This window comes from Naasia lichenicola (assembly GCF_004801885.1).
GTDB classification, from domain to species: domain Bacteria; phylum Actinomycetota; class Actinomycetes; order Actinomycetales; family Microbacteriaceae; genus Naasia; species Naasia lichenicola.
This window is the reverse complement of record NZ_SSSM01000005.1, coordinates 25,703-40,161: the sequence shown is the minus strand read 5'-3', so window position 1 is coordinate 40,161 and position 14,459 is coordinate 25,703. Positions and strand designations below refer to the sequence as shown.

10 protein-coding genes are annotated in these 14,459 nt (G+C 71.3%); all 10 read right to left on the bottom strand.

All coding sequences use genetic code 11. The features are described 5' to 3' along the window. Positions 1–32: 32 nt before the first annotated feature. The 10 genes from E6C64_RS11110 to E6C64_RS11065 all read right to left on the bottom strand — a co-directional run bounded on the left by E6C64_RS11110 (position 33) and on the right by E6C64_RS11065 (position 14,442). The gene (locus E6C64_RS11110; RefSeq protein ID WP_136427602.1) at positions 33–1,055 is read right to left on the bottom strand and encodes a LacI family DNA-binding transcriptional regulator; all 1,023 of its coding nucleotides are present in this window, start codon (positions 1,053–1,055) and stop codon (positions 33–35) included. Positions 1,056–1,196: 141 nt separating this feature from the next. Next, entirely contained in the window at positions 1,197–3,011 is a 1,815-nt protein-coding gene (locus tag E6C64_RS11105; RefSeq protein ID WP_136427601.1) for an ABC transporter ATP-binding protein, read from the bottom strand. Continuing rightward, positions 3,008–4,933, bottom strand: coding sequence for a YyaL domain-containing protein (locus E6C64_RS11100; RefSeq protein ID WP_136427600.1), 1,926 nt, complete (start codon positions 4,931–4,933; stop codon positions 3,008–3,010). Before E6C64_RS11100 ends, E6C64_RS11105 begins: the two co-directional genes overlap by 4 nt. After that, positions 4,933–7,785 (bottom strand): alpha-mannosidase, encoded by a 2,853-nt coding sequence (locus E6C64_RS11095; RefSeq protein ID WP_136427599.1) that lies wholly within the window; start codon positions 7,783–7,785, stop codon positions 4,933–4,935. The genes E6C64_RS11100 and E6C64_RS11095 overlap by 1 nt, the downstream gene beginning before the upstream one ends. Next, on the bottom strand, positions 7,782–8,408 hold the full coding sequence (locus E6C64_RS11090) for a D-sedoheptulose-7-phosphate isomerase (RefSeq protein WP_136427598.1): 627 nt from the start codon (positions 8,406–8,408) through the stop codon (positions 7,782–7,784). Before E6C64_RS11090 ends, E6C64_RS11095 begins: the two co-directional genes overlap by 4 nt. Beyond that, positions 8,401–9,483 (bottom strand): ROK family protein, encoded by a 1,083-nt coding sequence (locus tag E6C64_RS11085; protein WP_136427597.1) that lies wholly within the window; start codon positions 9,481–9,483, stop codon positions 8,401–8,403. Before E6C64_RS11085 ends, E6C64_RS11090 begins: the two co-directional genes overlap by 8 nt. 183 nt (positions 9,484–9,666) lie before the next feature. Then, complete coding sequence (locus tag E6C64_RS11080) at positions 9,667–11,142, bottom strand: alpha-amylase family protein (RefSeq protein WP_136427596.1); 1,476 nt, start codon at positions 11,140–11,142, stop codon at positions 9,667–9,669. After that, entirely contained in the window at positions 11,139–11,879 is a 741-nt protein-coding gene (locus tag E6C64_RS11075) for an aspartate/glutamate racemase family protein (protein WP_136427595.1), read from the bottom strand. The genes E6C64_RS11080 and E6C64_RS11075 overlap by 4 nt, the downstream gene beginning before the upstream one ends. Before the next feature lie 95 nt (positions 11,880–11,974). Then, positions 11,975–12,871, bottom strand: a complete 897-nt coding sequence (locus tag E6C64_RS11070; protein WP_136427594.1) for a hypothetical protein — start codon at positions 12,869–12,871, stop codon at positions 11,975–11,977. Then, the gene (locus tag E6C64_RS11065) at positions 12,868–14,442 is read right to left on the bottom strand and encodes an FGGY family carbohydrate kinase (protein WP_158437838.1); all 1,575 of its coding nucleotides are present in this window, start codon (positions 14,440–14,442) and stop codon (positions 12,868–12,870) included. Before E6C64_RS11065 ends, E6C64_RS11070 begins: the two co-directional genes overlap by 4 nt. Between the last annotated feature and the right edge of the window lie 17 nt (positions 14,443–14,459).

Genomic DNA, 14,459 nt, shown 5'->3' with positions numbered 1-14,459 from the left:
GCACCCCAGCGTCATGCGACCCGCTCCAGCGTTCAGGATGCGGGGCGGCTCGTGGACTGGCGACGCTGGAACCCGGCCGGGATGGTGATGACGCGGGCGGGCGAGGTGGGATCGGCGATCCGGTCGAGCAGTCGACCGACCGCCTCCGCACCCAGGCGGGTGGCGTCCTGGGTGACCGCGGTGATGCCAGGGGTGACCATGCTCATCCACGGCGCGTCGTCGAAGGCGACCAGGCTGAGATCGTCGGGCAGCCGGAGCGAGAGATCCATGGCTCCTCGCCACACGCCTTCCGCCAGCAGATTGTTCGCCGCGAACACGGCGCTCGGCCGGTCCGGACCCGCGAGCAGCGAACGGGCGACCTGCTCCGTCGCGTCGGCATTCCAGCCGGCCGACACCACGAGCTCGGGATCGAGCTCGAGTCCGGCTGCGACAAGTGCGTCCTCGTAGCCCTGACGGCGCTCGCGCCCCGTCGTCCAGTCCGTCTCGTCGATCACCAGCGCGATCCGACGGTGTCCCAGGCTGAGCAGGTGCTCGGTGGTGGTGCGTGCCGCATGGCGGTTGTCGATCACCACGGCGTCGCCGTTGCCGAACACCCGGTCGACCTCGACGAGCGGCATGTGCTGCCGCCTCAGGAACTCGGCGGCCCCGTCGGACACCGGCGTGACGATGACCCCTGCCACGCGGGATGCGACGAAGGCGTGCGCCGCCTCGAGCTCCTCGTCGGCGCGACCGCCGTCGTCGACGAGCATCATGGTGAATCCCGCCTCGCGTGCACGACGTCCCGCCCCATAGGCGAGATCGGCGTAGAAGGCGTTGCGCAGGTCGGAGACCAGCACGCCGATGATCCGGCTGGAGCGCTGCTTGAGGCTGCGGGCGGTCGCGTCGACGACGTAGCCGAGCTCCTCTGCGGCACGGCGGACGCGTTGGCGGACCGGCTCTGCGACATAGCCGGTGCCTGCGAGGGCACGGGACGAGGTGGAGCGGGAGACGCCGGCGCGCTCGGCGACCTCCTTGATGGTCACCCGGCCGTTGCCCGGGGGCCGCGCGTCGCTCATGTCGCCCTCTCGCCTGTGTGCCGAGCCTAGCGGGCGACCGACCGCGGTCGCGGCGAGCAGCGGGAGCGCGGAACGGGCGAGCAGCGGGAGCGCAAAACGCGCGTGCTGAGCGGGCTGCCCAGGACACCGCCGGGCGCATTCTCAGAGGCGCTGCGCCCGAACCAGACCGGCGTAGAGCCCGCCTGCGGAAAGGAGCGCCTCGTGGTTGCCGATCTCGGCGATCCTGCCGTGGTCGAGGACGACGATGCGATCTGCGGAGCGGATGGTGCTCAGCCGGTGCGCCACGACCAGGGTGGTGCGACCTCGCCTCAGCCGCTCGAGCGCCTCCTGGACCGCATTCTCCGCGTTGCTGTCGAGCGCCGACGTGGCCTCATCGAGCATCAGCACGCGCGGATTGCGGATGAGCGCACGCGCGATGGCGAGCCGCTGGCGCTGGCCGCCCGACAGTCGTGCGCCGCGCTCGCCGACGACGGTGTCCCAGCCGTTCGGCAGCGACTGGACCAGCTCGAGCGCATTCGCGTCACGCAGCGCGTTCTCGAGCTGCTGATCCGTCACCCCGGGAAGCCCGTAGGCGACGTTGTCGCGGATCGAGCCCTCGAAGAGCACCGAGTCCTGCGGCACCACCGAGAAGAAGCCGCGCACCTGGCGCAGATCGAGCTCGGCCATGTCCCGGTCGTCGAGCATGATCCTGCCGGAGGTCGGGCGCACGAAGCCCAGCACCAGATTGAGCAGCGTCGACTTGCCGGATCCACTGGGGCCGACGAACGCGACGGTCTCGCCGCGCGCCACCTCGAGGGAGACGTGATCGATCGCCGACGAGGGATCACCCGGGTAGGAGAACGAGACGTCGTCGATCGTGATCCGGCCGTCCACCCGGTAGAGCAGCGACTTGCGATGGTTGAACTCGAGGTCGGGCTCTTCGAGGACCTCGGCGATCGACCGCACCGACTCCCGTCCGCGAGCGAGCACGGGTGCGAGGTTGAGCAGCATCACGATCGCGTTGGTGAGGATGGTGAAGTAGGAGCTCAGCAGCACCACCTGCCCCGGCGTGATCGGCACGATGCCCGACAGCGAGGCCGCAGCGGCCGCGACGAGGCAGAAGACGGCGAGGAACTGGAACATCAGCCACGAGACGGCGCCGAACCGCCCGTTGAGCTGGTCGAGGGTGTGGGCCGCATCGCGGACGTCTTCGACGCTGTCCACGACGCGGCGGGCAGCGACTCCCTCGAGGCCGTGCGCCCGGGTGACGGGCATGAGGGTGGCCATCTCGCCCACCCGCTTCGAGAAGGTCTCCATCCGCAGGCGGAAGGCCTGATTGCGGCGGTCCGACACCTTGCGGACCCCGTAGACCAGGCCGACGCCGATCGGGATGGTGACCAGGAAGACCAGGATGAACGCCGGCACCTGGATGGCGGTCATGGTCAGGGCACCGACGAGGATGCAGAGCGCGGACATGCTCGGCGGGAAGGAGCCCTGGAGCATCTGCTCGATGTTCTCGACGTCGCGGACGACCTTGGTCTGGATGACGGCTGCGCTCGCGCGGGTGTGGAAGCCGATGGAGAGGTTCTGCAGCCGCTCGACGAGCGCGTTGCGGAGGTCGGCACCGACCTGGCGGTAGAGGCGGCTCCAGCGGTCGTTGTAGAAGATGCCGACCGGGTAGTTCTGCGCCAGCACCAGCACGCCGCCGAGCGCATACAGCCACAGGCTGTGCAGCTCGCCTCGGCGGGCGACGACGTCGATGATGGCGCCGGTGATCACGGGCAGGACCCATTGGGGGCTGTCCTTGATCACGTACGCGATCATCAGCACGATCAGTCGTCGCCGCTGCTTGCCGACCAGGCGGAAGAGCGAGCGGAGCGGGTGGTCGAGGGAGAGCTCGACGGGCGAGGTCGTCCCGCGCGTGCCTGCGGTTCGCCCGGTCGGAGTGCGCCCGGCTGTCGGGCGCCCGGCCGTCATGCGGCCGCCTCTCCGCGTGCGAGCAGCTGCTCGCACGCGAGGAGAAGCACGCCCGCCGACCAGGCGTGCGAGAGCGTGAGCACCATGCCCTTCGGCTGGAAGCACTCCGTCTGGTAGTAGCGCTCGGTGATCATGCCCCGGTAGGCGTTGTAGTCGCCGTCGCGCTCCGGCAGCAGCTGGCGGAAGCAGTCGACGGTCTCGAGGGCGCGATCGCGATACCAGCTGTCCCCGGTCCACGCGCTGAGATCGAGCAGGTCCGCCGTGCAGATGAGGCCGTAGGCGTGAAGGTGCTGGTTCGAGCTGGACGCCTGATCCGCTCCGCGGGTGGAGAAGCCGGCGGCGCCGAGCGGGGTGAGTGGCCGGAACAGCACGTCGTAGGAGTAGCGGAAGGTCAGCATCCACTCGGCCGAACGGCGGGCGAGATCGAGCCACCGGGGCTGTCGGGTAGCGCGGTAGAGCGCCGTATATGCCATCACGGCTATGTAGCCGTCCTCACTGGTGGGCGCCAGATCGACGTCCTCGGGCGCTCCGTGCAGGTACTCGCCGAGCACGAACGCCGCGTAGTAGTCGCCTGCCCGTTCCGCGGCGCGGAGGTAGCGCGGATCCCAGTCCGCAGCCCCGACCAGGGCGGGAATCCAGGCCAGTCCCGCCGACCCCTCCCAGGAGAGGATCTCGCCGGTGTCCGCGTCATGCACGGCGCCGAGATTGCCGTCCGCCCTCTGGCGGGCGACCATCGCGTCGAGGTTCGATCGGGCTGCGGCCCGCCACTGCGGGTCGTCGTGGGTGGTGAGTGTGCGGACCAGGAAGTCGGTCGCCTCGCCGAGCGTGCGCGCGTGCAGACCGCGGGGATGTCGGGTCCAGCTCTGCGTCCAGCCGCCGCTGCGGTACCAGACTCCCCAGAACGTGCCGGAGGGGGACAGCTCGGCCGTGCAGAAGTCGAGCACGGAGCGGGCGATCCGGGCCGCCTCGGCATCGGAGGTGCGGTGCGCATGCTGCAGAAGGGCGGTGGCCCATGGGATGCCGCTGACCCAGCCGATGTGCATGGCCTGCCGGTCGACGGGGCGGCCATCACCCCCCGTGACCTCGCGGTCGAAGCCGACGGTCTCGAGCAGGACACCGGGATCGGGATCGAAGTGCCACCGGGTGAGCCCTTCGGCGGCGATGGCGGCGGCGTCGTCGATGCTGACGAGCGGGGCGGACGGGACGGGTGCGACGGGTGCGACCCCTGCGGCGGGATGAGCCGCTCCCGGCCCGCGGTGCAGCTCTCGCAGGACGCGGTCGTAGTCGTGCCGATCCGCCGCGATCCCGTGCAGGCTGAGGACGAGGGTGATCGTCTCTCCTGGCACGAATCGGTGCAGCTCGGACTCCGCCGGTCTCGGCACTCCGTCGCCGTAGTAGCTGACGGGATGCTCGCGGGCGGGAGCGGTCAGCGACAGCGTCGCGAAGCCGTCGCCCGCCGCGAAGCCGATCGACTGCTCGCCCAGCTCGCCGATCTCCGAGCCGCCGAGGGCGACGCCTTCCTGGCCGGAGGCGGCCCAGCAGAACACGATGGGGGTCGCGGCGCGGTCGGCGCGGAAGTGCCACTCGTCGCTCACCATCGCGGCGTGGTCGGCGGCGCTCGATGCACCCGGCTGGAACCTCGGGAAGATCCGGTCGTTGTCCGCTGGCCGATTCTCTCCGTAGAAGGCGCCGGGAATCAGGAACCACGGGTCGTCGGCCGGGATGCGGGTCGAGATCCGCACGGCGGCATCTGCGGGCGCGCTTCCGGCATAGGTCACGCGCACCGTCGCCGTCCACGTCGATCTGCCGGACTCGGGCTCGAGCGCGGGCCCGGAGGCAGGCGACGGTACGACCTCGATCTCGACCGCGAAGTCCGCGTCCGGCGCATCGAGGATGGCGACCTCGAGTGCAGGCGCGGCCATCAGTCGTCGAGCGGGAGCTCGAGCAGATCCAACTCGGTGATCTCGCCGTCTCGCGGAACCCGGAAGGTGCGGATCTGGTAGGGCCCGAATGTGGCGGTCAGCGTGCGTCCGACGAGTGGCAGCTCGATCGACGCCTCCGTTGCCTCGCCTCGGGTCTCGACGGCCCGGACGATGAGGTCGGCGCCACCCGTCTCGCCACCCGTCTCGCCCGACGTGCTGCTCGACGGGTCCTCGCTGCCCTTGATCGCGGTGAGCTGAACGGCGTCGCCGCCGTCGTCGGCGAAGCTGCCGATCGGCGCGAGCGGGCCCTCGTGGAAGGCCTCGAGCTGCGCGCGCACGGGCGAGCCGAGCTCGATCGCGCGGCGGCCCGGCCGGGCCGCGCGGTGGTCGCCCGCGTGCGGGATCAGCTCGTACCGGAAGCGCTGGACACCCTGATCCTGGAACGTGTAGATCCCATCGGCCTCGAGCAGCCGCGGGTCGTGCCAGGAGTAGACGGGACTGCGGACGGCCGTGATGCCGATGCTGGGATGCTGGTTCACGGCCTCATGGGCGGCGGGGTCGCCGGGAGAGACGTCCCACCCGTGCTTGCCCGTCGCGATCACGGTCAGGCCCCCCGGCGTTCCTGCCGCGGTACCGGTCAGATCGACCCAGGACTGGGCGGGCTCCTCGGCGCCGTCGACGGGGCGCTCGAGCTCGCCGAAGGGGATCTCGTAGGTCGCGGTCGGCGCGGTGAGCGCCGTCGGGAAGCGGAGCTTCATCAGGTGAGCCTGCTCGCGCCAGTCGATCGTGGCCTCGACCTTCAGCGTGCGGGAGTCGTGACCCAGGATGAGCTCTTCCACGAAGGTGGAGCGACCCCAGCTGCGCTCGATCCGCAGCCGGGCGCGCAGCGGGCCGCTCTCGCGGAGCAGGATCCGATCCACGCTCATCGGCACGCCGGCCCAGGCGTAGGAGATCACCCGGTGCCCCCAGGTGTCGGTGGGGTCGTCGCAGATCTGGGTGTGCTGATCGGAGGCGGTACCGGCGGCGAGGTCGACGCCGGTCGCCTTGACGAGCAACGAGCTGAGCCAACCGGTCGTCGGATCGATCTCGACCCGGAGGTGCTCGTTCTCGAGGACCGTATCCGTCGCGGTGAGCGGGGAGGAGGCGGGCGCATTCGCCGCGGTTCCGGGGCGGAGTCGGTACAGGCGGTATCCGAAGGCGGGCAGCTCCGCGCGGAATGCGACGGCGCCGCGACCCTTGTCGTCGGTGGTGGCCACCGACTGGACGCGCTGGCTGACGGTGGGGACGCCCTCGGCGTCGACGACGTGCACGCCGGTTTGCTGCACGCCGTACTGCAGCTCGACGTCCGTCTCGATGGCCCACGGGTGCGGGTTGAACACGACGACCGGCTGCGTCGCGACGTCCATCGGGATGTCGATCCGGGCGGCGATGAGGTTGTGCGCGCGGGTGATGATCCGCTTCGAGATGGCGACGGCCTCGCCGAGCTGATCCCGCGCGTCGTCGTAGGCCGACTCGATGGCGGAGCCGGGCAGGATGTCGTGGAACTGGTTGAACAGCACCTGCTTCCAGGCGCGTCCCAGATCCTCCCGCGGGTAGGCCACCCCGGAGTCGAGGGCCGAGACGGCCGCCCAGCGCTCGGCGTTGAGCACCGCGAACTGCGCGCGGCGCTGCCAGGCCTTGATGCCCGAGTGCGAGGAGTAGCAGCCGGGAGCGTGGTGCTGCAGGTCGTCGGTGCGGACGTCCAGCGCGTCGAGGAACTGCGGGCCGCGTGCCAGCATCTCGTCGAAGTACTCGCGGGGAGATGACATCTTCATCCTTCCGAAGCTGCCCATCCGGTCGAAGCGATGGATCGAGTCGATGTTGGCCTTGGTGGGACCGCCGCCGTGGTTGCCGACGCCGTAGAAGACCATGGCCTCGCCGAGCCCGCGATCGAGCTGGGCGATCGACTTCTCGGTCTGCCATGAGACGTCGCCGGGAGGGGAGCAGTACTCGAAGGGGATGCGGTAGCCGAGGATGCGCGAGCCGTCGGGGGACTGCCACCAGAACAGCGTGGAGTCGAGGTCGGACTCGTGCCGTCCGGGGCGCAGGAACATGTAGCTGTCCATCCGCTGGCCTCGGAGGATCTGCGGCAGCATCGCGTTGTGCCCGAAGGGGTCGACGTTCATGCCGACCTCGGCCATCCGGCCGAACTTCTCCCTGAGGTAGCGCTGGCCGTAGAGCCCCTGCCGCACGAAGGACTCGCCCATCGGCATGTTGCAGTCGGGCTCCACCCACCAGCCGCCGGCATTGACCCAGCGTCCTTCGGCGACCTGCTCACGGATGCGCTCGAACAGGGCGGGGTCCTGCTCCTCCACCCAGGAGAGCAGGACGATCTGGTCGCAGGTGAAGATGAAGTCGGGGTACTCGTCCATCCGGTCGAGCGCGGAGCGGAAGGTGGCCCGAGCCTCCTGATAGCCCTCCTGCCACGGCCAGAGCCACACCGGGTCGAGGTGCGCGTTGCCGATCATGTGCAGGGTGCGGTCGGGCGTCGCCGCCGGCCGGGGAGCGGGCGCGACGGTCTCGGGTCGGAATCCCGACGGCGCGTTGGAGAGGGGTGCGGCGGACCGCCGTCCGACCGGAGCGGCGGTCGGGGTGGCGGTCGGACCGCCGGACACGGGCGACTGATCCGTCGAGGACTGATCAGCCGGTGTCGTGGAGGATGAGGTCGCCACCTCGGTCGGCTCGGTCGGCACGTTCTCGGCGTTGGCGACCTCGGCGCTTAGCAGTCTGGCGCTCACCAGCCCGGCGTCGTTCGACTCTGTCTCGGTCGGCTGCGACGCGGGATCGGCTGCGGCGGGGGAGACCTCGGTCATGCGTAGTCCTCGTCCCCGTCGGCCCATCCGTCGATCATCTCGCTGATCGCGTGGAGCATGAAAGTGTGCATCTCCTGGATCCGCGGCGTCGTGCTCGATGGCACGAGCAGGGCCAGATCGGCGTGCGCGAGGGCCGGTCCGCCGTCGCCCCCTCCGAAGAGCACCGTGGTCGCACCCGCCTTCCGGGCGGCCTCGAGCGCGGTGACGATGTTGGCGCTGCGACCGCTCGTGGTGAACGCGGCCACGACGTCGGCGGGCTTCGCCAGCGCCTCGACCTGCCGGGCGAAGATGTCGTCGAAGGCGTAGTCGTTGGCGATGCAGGTCATCGTCGTCGTGTCGGTCGACAGGGTGACGGCGGGCAGCGGCCGTCTGTCGCGCTTGTAGTGCCCGATGACCTCACCGGTGAAGTGCTGGGCGTCGGCCGCGCTGCCGCCGTTGCCGAAGGTGTAGAGGATGCCACCGCCGCTGAACGCCGCGATGAGAGCCTCACCCACCCGGCGGACATCCGGAAGCAGCCGTTCTGCCGCCTCCGCGACAGCGCGATGGTCGGCGAGCTGCGTGCTCATCCAATCCTGTGCGGCGACCTGTGCTGTGGCGTGTGCTGCGACCGTGGTGTCAGACATGGCTCGGCTCCTCGATGAGTTCGGCGGTGCTGGATTCTGAAGCGCTGGGTTCTGAAGCGCTGGATTCTGAAGCGCTGCGCTCGGATGCGGTGTGGCCCGGCATGCTGTGCAGGGGCGTGCGCTCGGCGGCGTGGATGCCGGCGCCGATGACGCAGGCCGTCTGGCCGAGGGCGGCGAGCTCGATGCGCACTGCGGCGGCGGCGGGAGGCATCGCCCGCTCCGCGACCATGCGGCGCACCGGGTCGAGCAGCAGGGCGCCGGCACCCGTGACACCGCCGCCGAGCACGACGACCTCGGGCTCGAACGTGTTGATCAGGTCGGTGAGCGCCTGTCCGAGCACGGCGGTGGTGTCGTCCCAGATCTCCGCGGCGACCCGGTCGCCGGCCTGCATGGCGGCGACGACGTGCTCGGCCCGCACCGGATCGAAGGCGGACAGTCGGGTCGGCGCTCCGCTCCCGACCGCCTCCTGCGCTCGCAGCGCGATCGACGTGCCGGAGGCGTAGGCCTCGAGGCAGCCGAGCCGGCCGCAGGTGCAGCGGCGGCCGCCGGGGCGGACCATGACATGCCCGAACTCTCCGCCGTTGCCCGCCGCCCCTCGGTGCAGTCGTCCGCCGAGAACCGCGCCGCCCCCGACCCCCGTCGAGATCGTGAGGTAGATGGCGTCCGATGCGCCGCGTGCGGCACCGAATCGATGCTCGGCGAGCATTCCGGCGGTGGCGTCGTTCACCAGGTGAGCGGGGAGGCCGAACTCGGCGCGGGCCAACGGGCCGAGCGGCACGCCGTCCCAGTCGGGCAGGTTGAGCGGCCGGTGCACGACGCCCGCTTCGGCATCGAGGGGTCCACCGCAGCTGATGCCGACGGCGGAGACCCCAGGGCCTGAAGAGTCGAGGCCCGATGCGGCGAGCGCTTCGCGGCCGAGCTCGAACAGGCGTGCGACCACGGCATCCGGGCCCTGCTCGCGGTGGGTGGGGATGATCCGCAGGCCGCGCACGGCGCCGCGATCGTCGACCACGGCCGCGGCCAGCTTGGTGCCCCCGATGTCGAGCGCGAGGGTCTGCCGCGACGGTGCAGTCATGCGCTCCCCTGCCTGGCTCTGCCGAACGGGACGACGAGCGTCGTCACTCGATCTGGCATCGTTCCCACATCCTATGTTCTGCTCGAAAAGGCGGTCAACCGGCGACTCGCCGACATCGATGCCACATCGCGACGCGACGCGACGATCGCCGAAAGGCAACGCGACGGTCTCAGGGGGGACGGGCTAGATCGCCGCCAGCCCGGCCGCTCCGTGCAGGATCCGCCGCTCGCCGTCCCGCTCCGAGGTGAGCACGGCCTGACGTGCACCGGGCGCGAAGTCGGCGTCGAGGACGAGCAGCTCGTCGGCCGACTGCCATTGCAGGCGCAGCGAGGTCGGGCCGGTCTGCATCCAGCCGAAGTCCCCATCGAATGCGGGATGATCGCGGCGCAGACGGGCCAGGCCGAGCAGCGCGCGCGGCACCGGCCGCGCCACAGCGGCCGACAGCTCGGCGTCGTCGTAGACGTGCCGGTTGACCTCGCGACCCTGACCTGTCTCGAGGAAGCGCTGCTCGTCGTCCCGACCGTCCAGCAGTCCGACGTAGTAGAACTGCGGCTCCCCCGGCAGCATCACCTGCACGGCACGGCAGAGCACGTAGGCCTCGTCGTCCGCGACGACGCTCGGGAAGGTGGCGTTGATCTGGTGCGGCATCGACGCCCACTGCGGGACGACGGATGCGAGGTCCGAGTGGCCGGCGGTCGCGTCGGCGGCGCGCTCGAAGATCGCCCGCATCTGGTCCTCGTCGATCAGGCCGGGCAGCCCCTCGGCGGGACCCGCGTCGATGATCCCGATGCCGTCGTGGGTGTCGAGCACGGTGACCGCGTTGGCCGGACGGAGCTCGAGCCAGCGCAGCAGCGGCGCGATGTCGCCGTCGCCGAGGGCGTGCAGCATCAGGGGAGCGGAGGCGAAGTCGTAGACGAGGTCGACGAGCGGCGCGATGGCGATCTGCTGGGAGTGATGCGCATGCACCTCGACGAGGACCCGCAGCCCCGCGCCGCGGAGCCGCGCCGCGAGCTCTTCGACGAACGCCAGCGTGTGCTCCGTCATGAACGAGCTCGTGCCGGGTGTCTTCACGGCGTATCCGACCGCGTCGAGGCGCACCACGTCGACGCCCGCCTGCGCGAGTGCGCCGACGATGCGGTCGAGGTAGGCCAGCGCAGCCGGGTGACGCAGGTCGAGGTCGACCTGGCTGGGCATGAACGTGGTCCAGATCAGACGGCGCTCGCCCGCAACCGCGTACGGGGTGAAGGGCAGGCCGGGCCGGGGGCGGTAGAAGGCGGTGATGTCCGCCTCGCTCGCCCCGCTCGGGAAGACCGCGTCGTAGCGGAGGAACATCCCATCGAAGCGGGACTCCGTGCCGTGCGCCGTCCAGTCGAGGAACTCGGGGGACAGCGCCGAGGAGTGGTTCACGATGATGTCGGCGGTCAGCTCGCGGCCGCCTCCGATCGCGGCGAGATCGCTCCACCGGCCGAGTCGCGGATCGACGGCCGTGTGATCGACGGGGTCGAATCCGGCGTCGTCGCCGTCGAACGGCGTGTAGAACGGCAGGATGTGCACGCCCGTCAGGTCGGCGAGTGGCCCGTCGAGCACTGCCTGCAGTCGTCTGAGATCACCGCCGAGCCGGTCGGCGTAGGCGAGCAGGCTCACTCCTCGGGTGCTCATGAGGCCCCTTCGATCGCGGGTTCGAGTACGGGTTCGAGTGCAGGTTCGGGCGCAGCGGCACGGGCCGCCGCGATCACCGCGGCCAGCGCGGAATCCGGAGAGGTCAGCACGGGAATGGTGGCGGATGCCTGCTGTGCCGCCTGAGCCATCGAGGCCTGCGCGAGCACGATGACGTCGGCGGATGACGCTGCCTGCTGCACCGCGTCGGCGACCAGGCGGTCGTGTCCGCTGTCATCGCCCGCGGCCCGGGCATCCGCCGCTCCCGCCACCACCGATGAGGTCACCCGGGGCGGCTCGTCCTGTGCTCGAGCTGCCCGCTCGAGCAGCCGCCCCGTCGGACCGAGAGTGGCCTCGAGGGTGGCGAGCACGGCGATCCGACCGCTGGGGCCAGCGATGCGCACGGCCTCGTCGGCCATCGCCGCATCCACGCGCACCACAGGCAGCCCGGCGGCCGCAGCGGTCCGATCCGTGGCCTCGCCGATGGATGAGCAGGTGACGAGCACCGCATCGACGCCCCTCGCGGCGAGGTGCGCGACGTGGGCGGCCACCGCGGCGTCGACCGTGGCGTCCACGCCCGAGCGGATCGCGGTGGCCAGGAGGGCTGCGTCGACGACATGCACCGCCGAAGCGCCGGGCTCCGCCGCGACGAGACCGGACTCGAAGCGCGCCGCGAGCGCGGGCACGGTGTGCAGGAATCCGATCCGCATCGCATCTCCGCCCGCTGGGTCTGTGCTCACTGGGTCTGTGCTCAGTGGGTCTGTGCTCACTGGGTCTGTGCTCAGTGGGTCTGTGCTCACGTCATCGTTCGCCGTCGTGCCCACTGCATCCTCCATCATCGGGCGTCGCTCCAGGGGCGCGCGTGGGCATCCACGATCTCGATCAGCCGTTCGAGGCGCGGGCGCGACCTCTCGCGCAGGGTGGCCGGGACGTCGTCGGCGCCGACGACATCGCTCCACAGCGCGCGACCGGCGAGGAAGCCGCTCGCCCCCGCGAGGCAGGCCGCCTGAACGGCGTCGGCGAATCGGTCGAGAGCCACGCCCTGCGAGAGCACGACCCACGGTCCCTGGATGTCGGTCGCCAGCCGCTCGCTGGCGGCGCGCTGCTCGTCGGGGGTCCCGGTGCCGGCGAGCGGGACCTGCACCTTGTAGAGCGAGGGGCGCAGCGCCGACAGCTCGTGCGCCGCCTCGCGGATCGCCGCTTGGGGATCCCAGGTGCTGCTGTCCAGCTCGCTCGGAGTGGCGCGCACGACCGGCTCGAGGACGGAGAGCACGCCGCGGCCGCGCGCCTCGTCGATGAAGCGCTGGGCGAGCGCCACGCGCTGTTCTCGGAGCTCGTCTCTGCGCCAGATGATCAGCAGCTTGATGGCCGCGACCCCGTCGACCCCGGCATCGACGAGTGCGTTCTCGTCGAGCGATGTCTCCTCGACGGGGCCGCCCGCCTCCTGCTCCAGTGCATCGGCGGCGAGGATGAAGCCGCAATCCTTCGGCAGCAGCCCGTCGTGCAGCAGCTGCATGCCGCCGAAGTCGCGATCGATGAGGAATCCGCTCGCCAGGTCGCCGAGCTCCGTGGCGACGGCGCGCTTGAACTCGACCAGCGTCTCGGAAGCGGGCCGGCCGGCTCCTGCGACATCGAACATGTGCCGGAGGCTCTCGCGCTGGTCCATGGCGACCATCGCCAGGCCGCCGCCCGGGCGGGCGATCGCGTCGAGGGTGGGGGAGGGGATGGTCATGGTGCTCCTGTGCTGAGGTGGGCGGCTGTTCTGAGGGAGGCGGCTGGTCTTGGCATGGGGACTGCGATGGCCGTTGCGAATCTCTCCGCGAGGTCGACTGCGAGGTCGGGGGATGCATGGACGGTCCGCATCGGGGGAGCGACGGAGCCGACCAGGCCCTCGCGCTGGAGGGCGAGCAGCGCGGCGCCGACCGCGACAGGCGCCGCGAGCTCCACGATCGCCAGGGGGCCGGACCTGAGTGCGGCCATCAATCGGGCCAGCCGGACATTGCTGCGCACAGGGGTGCCGACGGCCACCACCTCGGGATCGCCGCCGCGCGATGCGCTCGGATTGCGCGTGAGTTCCATGACCGCCGCGCGCATCCAGGCGCCGTGGGCGGCGAGACCGCGGAGGATCGCGGAGAGCTCGACGGCGGGCTCGGTCGACGGGCCTCGCAGATCGGCATCGGCGTCGATCAAGACCGCGCGCGCATCCGGGTCCGGCGCCGGCGACTGCCGTCCGCGGAGGTAGGGGAGCATGAACGCTCGACCTGAGGGATCGCGGACGTCGGAGAGGAGCGCGGCGGGATCCGTGCCCGACTCGGCCGCGCGGCGGGACCAGTCGGCGATCATGGCGCCCGCCGATGGACTCCCCGCGAGCACGCCCTCGCGCACGCCGTCCACAGCGCGAACGACGCTGATCCCGTCGACAGCCGCACGCGGCCGGTCCACCGGGTGGCCGTCTGGCGCGACGGCGAGCACCGCCTCGGTCGTGCCGAGCGAGTGCACGACGGTGCCCGGCCGTCCATCCGCCCCGGCCCGGACGCCTGCGAGGTGGGCGGCGACCGCATGGTCGTGGCCGGCGATGTGCACCGGAACGCCCGTCGCGCCGGGCAGGCGCTCGCCGAGGACCACTCCGACCGGCGTTCCCGGCGTGCGGATCTCGGGCGGCAGGGTGCGGGGCACACCGACCGCGTCGAGCAGCCGAGCATCCCAGCTCTGCCCGAGGGGAGTGCCCTGTGGCGGCAGCGGATACGCGCCGCTCCGCCCGGCCAGGGTGTGATCCGTCGCGAGGACGCCGGTGAGCGCGAGCGCCACGAGATCGGAGGCGAATCCCCAGCGGATCCCCGGGTCCAGACCGTCCTGCGCGGCCGCCGCCCAGGTCAGCAGGGGGAGCTTGGGCGCGAGCGGTGCGCCGGTCGCGCGGTGCAGCTCGACCGCGTCGAGCTCGGCGGCAAGGGCCAGACGCGCGTCCGGATCGCCGTCTCGGTCCCAGCGGATGAGCGATCCGATGGGGGCGGCATCCGCGACGAGTGCGCCGGTCTCCGCCATCGATGCGATCCCGACCACCGCGATCGGGACTGCGGCGCCGGCGCCGTCTAGGTGTGCGGCGCGCTCGAGGACCTCGCGGGAGGCGGCGATCGCGAGAGTGATGAGACCCCGAGCATCCGCCCCGGCGGTCGGCCGCTCGGCGACGGCGAGCTCGGTCAGCCCTCCGTCGTGCACGCGCAGCAAGACGGCCTTCACCGCGGTGCTTCCGACGTCTATGCCGAGGGCGCGCACCGATGAGGTAACGTTCCCACATTCGGCCATGGCGTCGAGCATGACAC